13 protein-coding genes and 1 pseudogene are annotated in these 14,836 nt (G+C 66.8%); 9 read left to right on the top strand and 5 right to left on the bottom strand.

Annotated elements, in window-relative coordinates; genetic code table 11:
- Positions 1 to 9 precede the first annotated feature (9 nt).
- The 5 genes from E5F05_RS00840 to E5F05_RS00820 are packed head-to-tail and all read left to right on the top strand — an operon-like array spanning position 10 to position 7,693.
- Positions 10 to 1,122, top strand: coding sequence for a glycoside hydrolase family 183 protein (locus tag E5F05_RS00840; RefSeq protein WP_129117151.1), 1,113 nt, complete (start codon positions 10 to 12; stop codon positions 1,120 to 1,122).
- Between the two features lie 23 nt (positions 1,123 to 1,145).
- Positions 1,146 to 2,348 carry a glycoside hydrolase family 172 protein gene (locus E5F05_RS00835; RefSeq protein ID WP_129117150.1) on the top strand — a complete coding sequence of 401 codons (1,203 nt, stop codon included), beginning with the start codon at positions 1,146 to 1,148 and terminating at the stop codon, positions 2,346 to 2,348.
- A gap of 31 nt (positions 2,349 to 2,379) precedes the next feature.
- Positions 2,380 to 4,026 carry a fucose isomerase gene (locus E5F05_RS00830; RefSeq protein WP_241687017.1) on the top strand — a complete coding sequence of 549 codons (1,647 nt, stop codon included), beginning with the start codon at positions 2,380 to 2,382 and terminating at the stop codon, positions 4,024 to 4,026.
- A 44-nt stretch (positions 4,027 to 4,070) separates the two neighbouring features.
- Entirely contained in the window at positions 4,071 to 6,140 is a 2,070-nt protein-coding gene (locus E5F05_RS00825; protein ID WP_129117149.1) for a glycoside hydrolase family 183 protein, read from the top strand.
- 53 nt (positions 6,141 to 6,193) lie between these two features.
- A complete protein-coding gene (locus E5F05_RS00820) occupies positions 6,194 to 7,693 on the top strand; it encodes an FGGY-family carbohydrate kinase (protein WP_129117148.1) in 1,500 nt (499 codons plus the stop codon).
- Between the two features lie 112 nt (positions 7,694 to 7,805).
- On the opposite strand, the gene pdxR is transcribed toward E5F05_RS00820, so the two are convergent.
- Complete coding sequence (pdxR, locus tag E5F05_RS00815) at positions 7,806 to 9,290, bottom strand: MocR-like pyridoxine biosynthesis transcription factor PdxR (protein ID WP_164973281.1); 1,485 nt, start codon at positions 9,288 to 9,290, stop codon at positions 7,806 to 7,808.
- 56 nt (positions 9,291 to 9,346) lie between these two features.
- Here pdxR and E5F05_RS00810 point away from each other — a divergent pair, with 56 nt between their 5' ends.
- The 4 genes from E5F05_RS00810 to E5F05_RS00795 are packed head-to-tail and all read left to right on the top strand — an operon-like array spanning position 9,347 to position 11,987.
- On the top strand, positions 9,347 to 9,835 hold the full coding sequence (locus E5F05_RS00810) for a GNAT family N-acetyltransferase (RefSeq protein ID WP_129117147.1): 489 nt from the start codon (positions 9,347 to 9,349) through the stop codon (positions 9,833 to 9,835).
- An 18-nt stretch (positions 9,836 to 9,853) separates the two neighbouring features.
- On the top strand, positions 9,854 to 10,423 hold the full coding sequence (locus tag E5F05_RS00805; RefSeq protein WP_129117146.1) for a pyridoxamine 5'-phosphate oxidase family protein: 570 nt from the start codon (positions 9,854 to 9,856) through the stop codon (positions 10,421 to 10,423).
- A gap of 35 nt (positions 10,424 to 10,458) precedes the next feature.
- The gene (locus tag E5F05_RS00800; protein WP_129117145.1) at positions 10,459 to 11,160 is read left to right on the top strand and encodes a B3/B4 domain-containing protein; all 702 of its coding nucleotides are present in this window, start codon (positions 10,459 to 10,461) and stop codon (positions 11,158 to 11,160) included.
- Positions 11,157 to 11,987: a DMT family transporter gene (locus tag E5F05_RS00795; RefSeq protein WP_241687016.1), complete on the top strand. Its 831-nt coding sequence runs from the start codon at positions 11,157 to 11,159 to the stop codon at positions 11,985 to 11,987. Before E5F05_RS00800 ends, E5F05_RS00795 begins: the two co-directional genes overlap by 4 nt.
- 47 nt (positions 11,988 to 12,034) lie before the next feature.
- Here the strand turns inward: E5F05_RS00795 and E5F05_RS00790 are convergent, their stop codons facing one another.
- The 4 genes and pseudogenes from E5F05_RS00790 to E5F05_RS00775 form a co-directional block, all read right to left on the bottom strand.
- The gene (locus tag E5F05_RS00790; RefSeq protein WP_129117144.1) at positions 12,035 to 13,168 is read right to left on the bottom strand and encodes an IS630 family transposase; all 1,134 of its coding nucleotides are present in this window, start codon (positions 13,166 to 13,168) and stop codon (positions 12,035 to 12,037) included.
- A 69-nt stretch (positions 13,169 to 13,237) separates the two neighbouring features.
- Positions 13,238 to 13,960 (bottom strand): IS630 family transposase, encoded by a 723-nt coding sequence (locus E5F05_RS00785; protein ID WP_206732964.1) that lies wholly within the window; start codon positions 13,958 to 13,960, stop codon positions 13,238 to 13,240.
- The gene (locus E5F05_RS00780; RefSeq protein ID WP_164973280.1) at positions 13,846 to 14,277 is read right to left on the bottom strand and encodes a helix-turn-helix domain-containing protein; all 432 of its coding nucleotides are present in this window, start codon (positions 14,275 to 14,277) and stop codon (positions 13,846 to 13,848) included. Before E5F05_RS00780 ends, E5F05_RS00785 begins: the two co-directional genes overlap by 115 nt.
- 76 nt (positions 14,278 to 14,353) lie before the next feature.
- Positions 14,354 to 14,500, bottom strand: a pseudogene (locus E5F05_RS00775) (IS5-like element ISDge16 family transposase); the annotation flags it as partial.
- Positions 14,501 to 14,836 lie beyond the last annotated feature (336 nt).

Here is a 14,836-nt window from a genome sequence, read left to right as displayed (position 1 = left end):
CCGGTGAACATGCGACGCGGCTTCCTGGTGGCCCTGACCCTCGTTCTCACCGCCGCCTGCGCGCAGAAGGGGAACCCGGCGCCCGCCAACACGGTCGACGTCATCAAGACCCTGACGGTGCGGCAGGTGGCCCCGCTCACCGGCCCGGACGCCACCACGCCCACCAAGGCGGTGGACATCTGCGGCACCGACCTGGGGATTCCCGCCAGCCTGAACGGCACGCTGTACCTGGCCTTCGGGGACACCTTCGGGTACAACGGCGACATCTGCAAGCCTTTCGGGCCGAACTGGCGCTCGAACGTCCTCGGCTTCAGCACGGACGCCGATCTTTCCGACGGCCTGAGCTGGACCGGCTGGCATACCGGGCCGGACGGACGGGCCGTCGCCGTGATCGAGGGTGCGCACCAGGCCCCCTTCACCGGCGAGCAGACCAAGATTCCGACCTCCATGATCGGCCTCGGGGGCACGCTCTACCTGCATTACATGTCCGTCCACGGCTTCGCGGCGCAGGGGGGCGTCTGGGAGTGCAACTTCTCGCAGTTCGTGACTTCCAGCGACGCGGGCAAGACCTGGCAGCCGATGGGCGGGCACGTCGGCGAGCAGGGGAGCAACTTCAACATGCTGGCGCTGAGTGGCGACGCGGGCGGGGGCAACGCGGGCGGCACCTACGTCTACGCGCTGGGCACCCCCTGCGGACGTTTCGGGGATGCGCAACTGGCGCGGGTGAAACCGGCGACCCTCAGCGACGTCTCGACCTGGGAATACTTCGCGGGCCGGGCGGCGGACGGTGCGGCGTTGTGGGACAAGAACCCCCTGAAGGCCGTGGACGTGGTGCCCGGTCCGGTGGGGGAAGCCTCGCTGGTCTGGAACGCTTACCTGGGCCGCTGGACCTACAGCTACCTCAACGAGCAGACCGCCTCGCTGGAACTGCGGCAGGCGGAGCAGCCCTGGGGACCGTGGAGCGAGCCGCGCGTGCTGGCGACGGCCAGCGACTACCCGCAACTGTACGGGGCCTTTACCACCGCCGCCATGCTGCGGGGGAACGGGCAGACCATGTACTTCGTGATGTCGCGCTTCGGGCCGTACAACACGTTCCTGATGCGCGCCGACCTGAGCAAATGATTTTTCTCGATGAGGTGTACTGGATGACCCAACAGACCGGCCTTTCCCCGCTGCGTGGCCTGATGAAGCTGCGCGACGCCCGGCCCCGCCGCTTTTCCAGCTTTGACCGCACGGGGGGTAACGACGACCGGCTGCACCTTCAGCCCGGCGAAACCGTCACCCTGGCCGAACTGGACGGCGCGGGCATCGTCACGCATATCTGGTGTACCGTCGCCTGCCAGAGTCCCAACTCTCTGCGCAAGCTGACCCTGCGCGCCTACTGGGACGGCGAGGACACGCCCAGCATCGAGGTGCCACTCGGGGACTTCTTCGGCATGGGCCACGGGCGCACCGCCAATTACGCCAGCCTGCCGCTCCAGACCAGCCCGCAGGACGGCAAGGCCTTCAACTGCTACTTCCCCATGCCGTTCTCGGACGGGATGCGCGTCACGCTGGAGAGCGAGTGCGAGGACGAGGTGCTGTTTTACTACTACATCGATCTCGAACTGCACGACCGGCTCGAAGACGGTTTGGGCCGCTTCCACGCCCAGTGGCGGCGCACCATTCCGCAGGGTGAGCCGCAGGACGACATGACGGACGAGCAGTACCTGTTCGGCGGCGTGAACACCGACGGGGCGCGCAATTACACCATTCTGGAGGCCGAGGGGCATGGGCATTACGTGGGCTGCCTGTTCTCGGTGTACTCGCTGCGGCGCTCGCCGACCTGGGACTGGTACGGCGAGGGGGACGACATGATCTTCGTGGACGGCGAGCCGGGCATCAGCGCGCCAGACGCGGGGCGCAAGGTCGATTTTCCCGAACAGGCTGGCCTTCCCGTCATCGAACCCCGCCCCGAGTCGAGTCCGGGCGCCAACGATGCCTGGCCGCCCACGCTGCACGGCACCGGCACCGAGGACTACTTCAACACCGCGTGGTGCCCCAATCAGGAATACAACGCGCCCTACCACGGCATCATCGCGGGGGGCGGGGAGAACTGGGCCGCGCCGGTGACGGTGTACCGCTTTCACATCGAGGACCCGGTGATCTTTCAGAAGCGTATCCGCGTGACCATCGAACACGGTCACGCCAACCGCCGCGCGGACGAGATCGCCACCACCGCCTTCTGGTATCAGACGGAGCCGCACGCGCCTTTCCCCGAACTGCCGCGCGCCGCTGGCCGTCTGCCCGTCTACCGCAATATCTGGGAGCCGCGCGAGGTGCCCCGGACGCCGGGAGGAGAGGGCTGAACGTGCCGCCCGTTCTCCTCGGAGGGTTTTTATGATTAAGCAGGCATATCTGGTGGCGAGTGGGGACCTGCGGCCAGCGGCGAACCGGCAGTGCTGGCCCGCCCAGGCGCAGATGGAGGGGCAACTGACGGACGCCCTGGGCAAGCTCGGTGTGCAGGTGACGCGCGCCCATCCCTACGACGCGGCGGCAGGCCACGGGTTTATCGACTCGCAGCGCATGGGCATGGACGTGTTCCGGGAGATTCCGCAAGGCGCGCCGGTGATCGTCGCGGAGGCCGTCTGGCAATACAGTCATCATGTCCTGGCGGGGCTGCGCGACCATCAAGGCCCCATCCTGACCGTCGCCAACTGGAGCGGCGAATGGCCCGGCCTGGTGGGCCTGCTGAACCTGAATGGCAGCCTGACCAAAGCGGGTGTGACCTACAGCAGCCTCTGGAGCCGCGATTTCGAGGACGACGCCTTCACCGGGAAACTTCAGGAGTGGGTGCAGACGGGGCGGGTCACGCACGACCTCAGCCACGTTCAGCCGCTCGACGGAGGTGCGCTGAGCGCCGACAACAGGCAACTCGGCCAGCAACTCGCCCACGACCTGCGGCGCGACAAGGCCATCCTGGGGGTCTTCGACGAGGGCTGCATGGGCATGTACAACGCCATCATCGACGACGAGATGCTGAATCCGCTGGGGGTGTACAAGGAGCGCCTCAGCCAGTCCGCCCTGTACGCCGAGATGCGGCGGGTGGCCGATCAGGAAGCCGAACGCGCGCTGGCGTGGCTGCTTGAGCGCGGCATGACCTTCGACTGGGGGACGGACCCGGCCACCCAGCTCACCCGTGAGCAGACCCTGGAGCAACTGAAGATGTATATCGCCGCCGTGCGGATCGCCCACCGCTTCGGCTGCGACGCCGTCGGTATCCAGTACCAGCAGGGCCTCAAGGACCTGGTGGCCGCCAGCGATCTGGCGGAAGGCCTGCTGAACAACCCCGACCGGCCCCCGGTCTACCACGCGGACACCGGCGAGGAGCTGTACGCCGGGCAAGCCCTCCCCCACTTCAACGAGGTGGACGAGGGGGCGGCGCTGGACGCCCTGGTCACCCACCGCGTCTGGCAGGCGCTGAACCTGGACCCCTCCACCACCCTGCACGACCTGCGCTGGGGCGAAGACTTCGGGGACCAGTTCGTATGGCTCTTCATGATCTCCGGCGCGGCCCCCGCCTCGCACTTCGCGCAGGGCTACGCGGACGCGACCAGCGAGCGCCAGCCGCCGATGTTCTTCGCGCAGGGCGGCGGCACCCTGAAGGGGGTCGGCAAGCCGGGCGAGATCGTGTGGTCGCGGGTGTATATCGAAGGCGGCGCCTTGCAGGTGGACCTGGGGCTGGGCCGCGCGGTCGAGTTGCCGGAAGAGGAAGTGCGGCGGCGCTGGTCGCTGACCAATCCCCAGTGGCCGATGATGAACGCCGTGCTGGACGGCGTGACCCGCGATCAGATGATGGCGAAGCACCAGGCCAACCATATCCAGGTCGCCTATGCCCCTGACCGGGCGGCGGCGCAGCGGGCGCTGGAGGTGAAAGCGGCTTTCTTCGACGCCCTGGGCATGCGGGTCAACCTGTGCGGCGTCGGGACGGAGACTGCGCCGCAGGACGAACCCCAACCGGTCAGTATCACCACTGCCCACGCTTGAGGCACGACCCACGCCGCACAGGCGTGAGGTGGAGAGGAGCAGGGATGCCAAGGAACTTCCTTATCCTGCTGGTGGTCGGCGCGGCGCTCGGCGGCTGCGCGGCCCCCACGGGTCAAACGCCCAAAGGTGTCCTCCATGCCCAGGGCAGCCCGGCGGCCAGCACCTGGATCGGCACGGCGTTCGTGGAATCCGCCCACTCGGCCAGCAGCGCCAGCGACGGCGACCTGTGGCCCTCGTGCTGGTCGGACGACGGGAACCTGTATGCCGCCAACGGTGACGGCAAGGGCTTCGGCAGCACGGCCAGCGACATCGTGCTCAGCCGCGTCACGGGCACCCCACCCAACCTGAGCGGGACGGCCCTTGCCAGCGGCAACGCGCTGGGGCAGGTCTGGGGGGGCAGCAGTTACAACCGCAAGCCCACCGGGATGGCCTGCGCGGGAGGGAAGCTCTTCCTGGCGGTGCAGGACCTGAACCTCGATTTCAACGACGCCCCCAACGCCACCGTCGCGCAGTCGAACGATCACGGCCTCACCTGGACCTGGAACCGCAGCGCGCCGATGTTCAGCGGCGGCAAGTTCACCACCGTCATGTTCCTCGACTACGGGCAGAACAACGTCAACTCGCCCGACGGGTACGTGTATGCTTACGGGCTGGACGGCAACTGGCGCGATTCCTTCAATGACCGGGTGCCCGACCCGGTGGACCTGTACCTGGCGCGTGTGCCCGCCACGCAGGTGCTGACCCGCAGCGCCTGGCAGTTCTATGCCGGGCAGAGCGGCGGCGCGCCCGTCTGGACTCCCGACATCAATGCCCGCGTGAGCGTGCTGCATGACGACCGGCGCATCTACCCGGCCCTCTATTCCGGCAACGCCCACAACCTCAGCGTCATCAGCCAGGGCGGTGTGGTGTTCGACAAGCCGCTGAACCGCTACCTCTACACCTCCTGGACCGAGTACACCTTCGAGTTCTACGAGTCGCCCACGCCCTGGGGACCCTGGACGCTCTTCATGACCAGGGACTTCGGGGGCTACCCCTGGACCCAGACCAAGCACGGCGGCTACGCCACCACCGTCCCGTCCAAGTTCATCAGCGCGGACGGCAAGAGTCTGTGGCTCCAGTCCAACGTGTGTTCCTGCGGGGGCGGCGGAACCTCCGTCTACGACTACTCGTTGCGGCGTTTCTTTGTGGAACCTGCCAAAGGCGGGACCGCCAGCAATCCCCGCGACGACGCCCTGAACCTGGCGATGAATGGCGCGGGCACCCGGCCCGTCGAGCGGGTGGCCCATTTCGGGAACGTGGCCTTTTACAACGACGGCGTGCTGAATCAGAGCGAGGACGACTGGAACGACGAGAACAAGACCCAGAGCTGGTGGGGCTACGTCTGGCCGCAGCCCTACACCGTCAGCGAGGTACGCTACACGACCGGCCAGATGTTCAGCGACGGCGGCTGGTTCTCGGGCAATCTGGGAGTGCAGGTGCGCCAGAACGGCGTGTGGGTGAACGCTGCGGGAGTAAGTATCACGCCGCCCTATCCCTACAGCGGCGCGGCGGGTCCCAATAAGACGTATACCCTGCGCTTCACGCCGGTGAGCGCCGACGGGGTGCGGATCATCGGGACGCCCGGGGGCAGCCGGACCTTCACCTCCATCGCGGAACTGGGCGTCTATCACCGCGCGGTGGCCGACCAGGGCTTTGAAGAACAGACCGGTTCCGCCCTCGGCGCGCCCTGGGGCAGCGAGGGGAGCGGCAGCAAGGGCGTGGACCGGGGCGCGGGCTTCGCCCACAGCGGGGCCAACAACGCCTGGATTCACACCAGCAGCGCGGACTGGAACGCGATCACCCAGGTGATCCCCGTCACGCCGGGCACCAACTACCGCCTGACCGGCTGGGTGCAGACCTCGGCCAATCTGACGGGGGGGTACTTCGGGGTACGGGCAGGTACGGGCAGCACGCCTCTGGCCGAAACCAGTTTCGCGGGACTGCCGGGCTACACGCTCCTCACCGTCGATTTCAATTCGGGGACGAACAGCACCCTGACCGTCTTCGGCGGCTTCCACGGTGCGGGCGCGGACACCTGGCTTCGGCTCGACGACGTGCGGATCGCCACACGCTGAGCGGGCCTCCAGAAAGGGACCATGAGACAACGAGCCATGCGAGCGGATCACCCATGAGCCAGCTGTTGCTGGGAATCGATATCGGCACCGGCAGCAGCAAGGGCGTGCTGGTGCGCCCCGACGGGACCATCGTGCGGTCGCACAGCGTGCCCCACGACATCAGCGTGCCCCGGCCCGGCTTCGTGGAGCAGGACGCCGACACGGTGTGGTGGGTGGATGTGGTGACCCTCTGCCGCGCCCTGCTCTCGGGTGAGTACAGCGGGGCCGATGTGGCGGGCGTGGCGATCAGCGCCATCGGGCCGTGCCTGCTGCCGCTGGACGAGGAAGGCCGCCCGCTGCGCCCCGGCATCCTGTACGGCGTGGATACCCGGGGCACCCCCGAGATTCCCGCTCTGGAAGCCGAGTTTGGCGCTGAAAATATCCTGGCCCATTCGGGGATGGCCCTGACCAGCCAGGCCATCGGCCCCAAGGTGCGCTGGCTGCAACGTCACGAACCCCAGGTCTGGGCGCGGACCCGCATGCTGGCCACCGCCAGCAGCTACGTGACCTACCGCCTGACCGGGCGGCACGTCATGGACCGCCACACCGCCAGCCATTACATGCCCATGTACGACCCAGCCACCGGAGACTGGAACGCCGACTACAGCGAGCGCATGGGCGTGGCCGGGCGGCTGCCCGAGCTGGGCTGGAGCGACGAGCGGGCCGGAGAGGTCACGCCGGGGGCGGCGGCCCTGACCGGACTGAGGCCGGGCACGCCGGTGGCGGTGGGTGCCGTGGACGCACTGAGCGAGGCCATCAGCGTGGGCGCGGTGCAGCCCGGCGACCTGATGATCATGTACGGCTCCACCACCTTCTTCATCCTGGTGCAGGAGCAACCTACCCCCGACCCGCGCGTGTGGACGGTGGCGGGCGCCTTCGCGGGCCAGTTCAACCTGGCGGCGGGGATGAGTACCACCGGCAGCCTGACGAAGTGGTTTGCGGAAGAGCTGGCCCGCGAGCTGCCAGGGGGCGAAGCCTACGCCGAATTGTTCGCGGCGGCGGGGCGGGTGCCGCCGGGCGCGCGTGGCCTGGTGGTGCTGCCCTATTTCAGCGGCGAGCGCACGCCCATCAACGACCCGCAGGCGAAAGGCGTGCTCGCGGGCCTGACCCTGGCCCACACCCGGGGCGACCTGTTCCGGGCCACCCTGGAGGGCGTGGCCTGCGGCATCCGGCACAACCTTGAAACGTTCGCCGCGCTGGGCACGCCCATCCGGCGGGCGGTGGCCGTGGGCGGGGGCACGCAGGGCAACCTGTGGCCGCAGATCGTCTCGGACGTGGCGGGGACACCCCAGGTGTTGCCCCGGGTGACCATCGGGGCGAGCTACGGCGACGCCTTCCTGGCCGGACTGGTCGCCGGACAGGTGCGCCGCGAGGACCTGGACGCCTGGGTGGGGCAGACCGAAACCATTGAGCCCGACCCGGACGTGAAGCCCACCTACGACCACCTGTACGCCCTCTACCGCGAGCTGTACGAGAACACGAAGGACGTGGTGCATAGGCTCCACCCCGGATAAGAGCCTCTCTGGAAAGGGGCAGGTGACGGGTGGGCCTGTCCCGGTTGTGGCAACGCCCGGTGTACGGCTGGCTGGGGCCTGGTGTCAGGGTCGCTGCCGTGAGGCGCCATGATCAGGAGACAGCGGCCAGATGGTTCATCACCTCGACCAGCACCCGGGCACCTCGCACAATTTGCGCAGGCTCCAGCCCGCCGTAGCCCAGGAGCAGCCCGCCCGGTGCCGTGTCCGAGACATAGAACGGCGAGAGCACACTGACGCGCACGCCCCGCTCTTCTGCCCGGTGCACCACTTCCGCCGCATCCAGGCGCTCGTCCAGCTCCAGGTGGACGTGAAAGCCCGCCTCCAGGCCACCCACCCGCGCCACGGACCTCGCCCCGGCCAACTCACGCACCAGCAGTTCTCGCTTGCGGGCATACACCCGCCGCATTCGCCCCAGGTGCCGCTCCAGGTCGCCTGATCGGAGGAAGAACGCCAGTGCCCGCTGCACCGGCCAGGACGTGTGGTAGTCCGCGATGGTCTTCAGACCAATCAACCGCTCGCGCAGCACCGGCGGCCCCACGATGTACCCCACCCGGAGGGCCGGGGACAGCACCTTGGAGAAGGTGCCCAGATACACTACGCGGTCCGGTTCGAGCGAAGCCAGGGCCGGAAGCGGCGCAGCGTCATACCGGAACTCACCATCGTAATCATCCTCCACGATCAGGCTGTCCTGCGCCCGTGCCCAGGCCAGCAGGGCGTGGCGGCGGGGGAGCGAGAGGCGGCTGCCCAGCGGGAACTGGTGTGAGGGGGTCGTGTAGACCAGGGGCGGCGCGCCCTCGCCCACCGGCAATTCAGCGACCCGCAGCCCGTCTTCATCAACAGGGACCGGTAGAATTTGCGCTCCCCGCTCGCGGAGCACCTGACGGGCGAGGCGGTACCCCGGCTCCTCGAAGGCGGCCACATCTCCCGGGGCGAGCACGGCCCGCGCGACCAGGTGCAGGCCCTGAATGGTCCCGCTGGTCACGACCACATCATCCGGGCTGCACACCACGCCTCGCGAGCGCCGCAAGTACGCTGCGACCTCGGCGCGTAACTCGGGGTCTCCCGCCGCCTCCGCGTAAGCACCTGGCAGCGTGTCCTCTGCGACCCGGCGCCAGGCTCGCTTCCACGCCGCGTCCGAAAGGGGCGCGACGGCAGGCTGCCCCACCCGGAAGTCGATCACGTCCTCGTCAGCTCTGGACGGGGCCACGTCGGGGGTCACGGGTACACCGCGCAGCCAACGGGGCCGTTCTTCCATCAGCGGCGCACCCGAGGGGACTGGCGGTGTCAGGGGCAATTCGGTGCTGACATACGTGCCCGCGCCGACGCGGCCGACCAGATACCCCGCCGCCAGCAGATCGTCGTACGCCGTGACCACGGCCCCACGGCTGATTCCGAGCACCCGGGCGAGAGTGCGGGTGCTGGGCAGCCGCGTGCCAGGCTGCAACTGACCCTTCTGGATCGCCGCACGCAGTTGCGTACTCACCTGCTGCGCCACGGATAGAGGACTGGCCCGCTCTACATGCAGCGGCAGGTCCACGGTCACGTCCGGTTGGCGAGTCGGCAAATGGTCCGTCATTTTTCTCCCGAAATGGTACTTCCTGCCGGGCCATTTCCCCTTCAGGATGAACCCGTATGACCCCAAGCATTCACCCTGCCACCGAGCAGGACATCCCGCAACTGTTGCCCCTGATGCGTGCCCTGGCGGAATTCGAGGACTACCTCGACGTGTTCGCCGTGAACGAGGACATCCTGCGTGAGCAGGGCTTCCGCAAGAACCCCCCGGACTTCCATGCCCTCGTCGCCGATGAGGACGGAACCCTGGTAGGGATGTTGGTGTACTACCTCGTCCCCTTCACCGCGACGGCCAGACCGACGCTGTACGTCAAGGAGCTGTACGTGGCCGAGGAGGCGCGTGGGCAGCACATCGGGGAACACCTCATGCGCGCAGCGGCGCGCGAAGCCACGACGCGGGGCTGCGGTGCCCTCCGCTGGACGGTCGCCAACTGGAACACGTCTGGGCAGCGCTTTTACGAGCGGCTGGGGGCACGGGCAAACCCCGTGTGGACCGACTATGGCCTGAGTGGTCCTGCCTTGACTGCCCTGGCCGAAATCACCGTCTGAACACGTTCAGGAGTCCCTATGACCGACACCACTCCACGAGGACAGCTCAAGCGGCAGGACAAAGCCATGCCCCGGGAAGAAGCTGAGGCGTTCCTCACCACCGCCTTCTGTGGGCGCACTGGCACCCTCGGCCCGGACGGCTACCCGTACGTCGTGCCCAACCTCTTCACCTGGCAGGACGGGCAGGTGTACCTCCACACCGCGCGCTATGAGGGGCATTTCCTGACCAACGTGCGCTTCCACGACCGGGTCAGCTTTGAGGTGGACGAACCCGGCGAGATCTTCCCCTACGGTCACGTGGAGTGCGACACGTCGGTGTCGTACCGCTCGGTGATCGTCTTCGGGCGCATCCGCATCGTGGAGGACACCAACGAGAAGCTGCGCTTCTACCGCGCTTTTATGGACAAGTACGCGCCCGAGGATTCCTGGGGCCGGGAGAAGAACTCGCTGCCGCGTGTGGGCGGCACCATCGTGTACGCCATCACGCCGGAAACCCTCACCGGCAAAGAGGGACGACTGCCCGGGGTGAGCGAACGCTGGCCAGCCAGGAACGACACCGCCTCACCCGGCTGGCAAAAACGGAAATGACCCTGCTCCCTTCCGCCTTTTCTGGAGAAATTCTCTTGAACGATCTGCTTCAAATCAGCCCGGCTGTGGCTGAACGCTTCCCGACCTACCACGGACTCGTCCTCTTCGCTTCCGGCCTCAAGAACGGTCCCAGTGACAAACGCAGCCAGACCCTGCTGCGGGAGGCCGAAGAGCACGCCCGCCGAATGTTCGTCGCCACGCCTCCTGCCGAGCACCCGCACCTCGCCGCCTGGCGGGAAGCGTTCCGCGCCTTTGGCGTCAAGCCCCAGCGCATGATGAATTCCGCCGAGGCTCTGATCACACGGGTGATCAAAGGTGGGGAACTGCCTGCTATCAACCGTCTGACAGACGCCTACAACGCGGTCAGCGTACGCTTCGTGGTGCCCTGCGGCGGCGAGGATCTGGCCCAGGTGGTGGGACCGGTGACCTTGAAGTTTGCGGACGGCACGGAGCCCTTCGAGACGACCAAGGACGGCGCGCCCTTCATCGACCAGCCCGTGCCGGGTGAGGTGGTCTGGGCCGACGAAGCGGGCGTGACGTGCCGAGCGTGGAACTGGCGGCAGGGCACACGGACCCGGCTGACGGAAGACACGACGGAGGCGTACTTCCTGTTCGACGCCCGCTCGCCCATGACCTCCGGGAACCTGGAGCAGGCGGGCGACGCGCTGGAGACGCTGCTGGGGGAACTTTCGCCCGGCTGCCGAATTGAGCGTGTGCGCCTGGGGCCAGTCGGGTGAGCGACCTGGGCACCGTGCTGGCGGCGGGGCTGGGCGCGGCTGCCGCCTTCGGGGCAGGGGACTTCAGCGGCGGCCTCGCCACGAAACGTGACCCGGTGGTGCGCGTCGTGGCGCTGGCGCACCTGCTCTCCCTCGCCCTGTTCGTGGTGCTGGCCCTCGTAACGGGCGAGGCCGCGCCCAGACCAGTGGACCTCGCCTGGGGCGCCCTCGCCGGGGTAGGCGGTGTGATCGGCCTCGCCTCCCTCTACCGGGGGCTGGCCCTGGGACCGATGGGTACGGTGGCCGCCACGAGTGCCGTGCTCGCGGCGGCCCTGCCGGTGCTGGTGAGCGTGCTGCTCGGTGGGTCTCTGGGGGCGGGGCAACTGCTTGGGATGATCCTGGCCCTCGCGGGCGTCATACTGCTCAGTCGGGTTCCGGCCGAAGGACGGGGTGGGCTGGGACTGGCGGTGCTCGCGGGGCTGGGCTTCGGGGCGTTCTTCGTGTTCCTGGGGCAGACGCAGGCGGGGTCAGTGTTCTGGCCGCTGGTGATGGCCCGGCTCGTCTCGGCGGGGGTGATGCTGCCCCTCGCCGTAGGGGGACCGGGCTTGCGTCCCCAGAGTGCGCGACCCATCATGCTGTCCTCGCTGCTCGACGCGCTGGGGAACGTGCTGTTCGTGGTCGCGGCGCAAACAGGGCGGTTGGCAGAGGCGAGCGTGCTGTCGAACGTGTACCCGGCGTTCACCGTGCTGCTGGCCCTGGTGCTGCTCCGTGAGCGGCTGCGTGTGGACCAGTGGTGGGGGCTCGCGGCCACCCTCCTGGCCGTCCCGCTGATCGCCGCGCGGCTTTAGGGGCGGCCAAGTCGGGAGAAGTGCCGAATATCAGATTGGACATGGCATTAGTGGAGTGATTCAGAAGAAGCTTGGGAGTTTTGGGGGGCGGATGGGGCCGGGAGGTACCGCTTACAGAAACGCTTGATGTTGTCCAGAATGTCGTCGGCCGACCTCGTCCAAACGAACGGGGCTGGTGTTTCGTTGGTCTGGGCGATGAACGCTTGGATGGCCTGTTCCAGCTCATCCTTCGACTTGAAATTTCCGCGCTTCAATCGCCTGCGGCTCAGCAGCGCGAACCACGACTCCACAAGATTCAGCCACGATCCGCCCGTAGGTGTGAAGTGAAAGTGGAAGCGAGGATGAGCCAGGACCCAGTCCTGCACCACCTTGGTCTTGTGCGTGATGTAGTTATCGAGAATAACGTGCACCTCAAGTTCCGCAGGAACTTGAGCATGGACGATAACCAGGAAGTCTTTGAATTCGACGGCTCGATGTCGCGGGTAACACCGGCCAATGAGGTTGCCCACTCTGGCGTCAAGAGCAGCAATCAGCGTGGTGGTGCCGTGACGGACGTACTCGTGCCCCGTTCGTTCCTCCTGTCCGGGGAGCATGGGGAAGGTCGCACTCCCGCGTTCCAACGCCTGAATCTGAGGCTTCTCGTCCACGCACAGCACCAGCGCCCGGTCTGGTGGCGCGAGATACAGCCCCACGATGTCGCGCACCTTCTCGATCAGCAGGGGGTCTGTGGAGAGCTTGAACGACGAGATCAGGTGGGGCCGTAAGCCAAACGCACGCCAGATGCGGTGCACCGCACTCTGGGTCATCCCACTGGTCTGGGCCATGCTGCGGGTACTCCAGTGCGTGGCGTCGGCAGGAAGGGTATCGAGGGTCAGACGAACGACCCGTTCCACGTCGGCCTCCTGAATGGTCCTGGGCGCGCCGCTCTTCGGCGCGTCACTCAACCCGGCCACCCGCTCGGCAGCAAAACGTCGGCGCCAGGTGCCTACGGTGTCGTCGCTGAGCCCAACCTGCGCCGCAATCTGGCTCAGCGTCGCCGTGGGTTGATCGGCGCTGAGCAGGATAATCTTGGCCCGCGTCGCCAGACCCCGCGGGGTCTGGCGACGACGCACCAGCGCGCTCAGCAACTGACGTTCCTCGGCAGTCAGAACGGGAACAGGGGATGAGGGGCCACGGTGCATCGTCCACCTCCCATACCAGCGTACCCCTCTATCTCCCAACGTTCCTCTGAATCACTCCACTAAGTACAACTACGGAAGTTGTGCGGGATGGGAGCCAATAATGGACCGAACGCCGCCGGGCCTGAGGTTGTAGCGGTCAAAGAAGGCGTGTGAGGCCACCAGCAGGGCCTCGACGTTCTCGAACAACTCGCAGTGGGTGACTTCCCGGCGGAAGTGCCGCCACAACATCTCGATGGGGTTGAGCCAGGGGCTATAGGTGGGCAAGTACAGCAACACCAGGCGACCAGCCGCACCTCGGACCACGGCCTCGATTTCCTCGTCCTGGTGGGTACTGGCGTTGTCCCAGGCAACGTAAATCCGTTCGTGGGGATGCTTCTCCAGCAGTTGCTGGAGAAGCTCGGCCACCTCCTGGCGGCGTTTTCGCGTGCGGGTCAACACGACCGTCTCCCCGGTGTGGTAGTTCACGGCACCAATTCCATACCGGCGCACTGGCTGCGCCGGTGTCGGGACCATCACCTGCTGACCCACCGGGCTCCACATCGCCCGTAAGGTTGGCAACCAACTGATGTTGAACTCGTCAGCGTAGTAAAAGACCTCCCCGGGCTTCACCTGGTCACGGGCTTCCTCGACCGCTTTTTTTTCACGGCGTACTCGGGGTCCGGGCTGGTGATGGTGTGCTATGGCCGGTTGAAGTGAATTCCCCCCTGATGCAGCAAGCGGTAGACGCTCACCGCACTCAGCCGGATTCCGGTCAACTCCGCCAAATAGTCGGCCAAGCGCCAGCCCGTCCATAGCGAGAAGGGCAGGTCCAGGGCACGTGACCGCTGCCGGGCCACGCTGATCAGCTTCTCGCGGTACTCCGGTGTGACTTTGGGTGGTGCACCGGACCGCGGCGCGTCTGCCAAGCCCTGTATCCCCTCGGCAACGTAGCGGTGCAACCAGCGGCGGACCGTTTCCTCGTCGTACCGCACCAACACGGCGATCTCCGCGACCTTCCGCTGCTGTTCTGCCGAGAGCAGGACGATCAGGGCTCGAATGCGAAGATGGCCCTCCCCAGTGCGGTAGAGGTGCTCAAGTTCCTCAAGCTGCTCGGCAGATGGGGGCGGCAACCGAAAGGGTGCATATCGACCTCCTCGGTACGTCGATGACCCTACCCTACACCCCGCACAACTTCCGTAGTTGTACTTAGAGCCGGAGCAGGATGTAAGCCCCGTGGACACCGGCTAAGAACTGGTGTCCACGCTGGTCGGACCGCGTACCAAGAGCGCGGAAATCCTTGAGTCGGTCGATGCCACATCCCACAGCGTGACGGCCTTCGTGGGCTTGTGCATCCAGCCCGGCGAGCTATGGGCATGAAGCCTTGAACCGTGCTTTGCGCTGGGAGAAAGCGCGTTCCAGACCCATCTTCTCACCACCCCTTTTGCTGCCGCGGGACAGCGCAGTCCTCGACCAGTCAGGTACCGAGTATAAGGACCTTTGATAAATCTGATGAACACCCTTAGGAAGTTTCAAATATTAACGTCAGGACAGGTGAGTCGGATTTCATCTGAGAAGCACTGACAGGCTGCCCATAACTGTTTGAATTGCTACACGTAGGAGGGACATAACGATTCGGGCATACCGGGTCAACGTCGCGCCACAACGCCTGCTGCCTGCGCTGGTCAGCGA

Source organism: Deinococcus metallilatus, from assembly GCF_004758605.1.
Classification (GTDB): Bacteria; Deinococcota; Deinococci; order Deinococcales; family Deinococcaceae; genus Deinococcus; species Deinococcus metallilatus.
Note: the sequence above shows the minus strand (reverse complement) of the source record. Positions and strands in the feature narration are given on the sequence as shown.

What these genes read in the sequence shown, in the direction of transcription:
- E5F05_RS00785 (WP_206732964.1), bottom strand. Translation starts at nt 13,960, where the DNA reads ATGGACGGGCTGGCGCTTGGCCGACTATTTGGCGGAGTTGACCGGAAT.
- E5F05_RS00840 (WP_129117151.1), top strand. Translation starts at nt 10, where the DNA reads ATGCGACGCGGCTTCCTGGTGGCCCTGACCCTCGTTCTCACCGCCGCC.
- E5F05_RS00805 (WP_129117146.1), top strand. Translation starts at nt 9,854, where the DNA reads ATGACCGACACCACTCCACGAGGACAGCTCAAGCGGCAGGACAAAGCC.
- E5F05_RS00810 (WP_129117147.1), top strand. Translation starts at nt 9,347, where the DNA reads ATGACCCCAAGCATTCACCCTGCCACCGAGCAGGACATCCCGCAACTG.
- E5F05_RS00825 (WP_129117149.1), top strand. Translation starts at nt 4,071, where the DNA reads ATGCCAAGGAACTTCCTTATCCTGCTGGTGGTCGGCGCGGCGCTCGGC.
- E5F05_RS00820 (WP_129117148.1), top strand. Translation starts at nt 6,194, where the DNA reads ATGAGCCAGCTGTTGCTGGGAATCGATATCGGCACCGGCAGCAGCAAG.
- E5F05_RS00830 (WP_241687017.1), top strand. Translation starts at nt 2,380, where the DNA reads ATGATTAAGCAGGCATATCTGGTGGCGAGTGGGGACCTGCGGCCAGCG.
- E5F05_RS00790 (WP_129117144.1), bottom strand. Translation starts at nt 13,168, where the DNA reads ATGCACCGTGGCCCCTCATCCCCTGTTCCCGTTCTGACTGCCGAGGAA.
- pdxR (WP_164973281.1), bottom strand. Translation starts at nt 9,290, where the DNA reads ATGACGGACCATTTGCCGACTCGCCAACCGGACGTGACCGTGGACCTG.
- E5F05_RS00835 (WP_129117150.1), top strand. Translation starts at nt 1,146, where the DNA reads ATGACCCAACAGACCGGCCTTTCCCCGCTGCGTGGCCTGATGAAGCTG.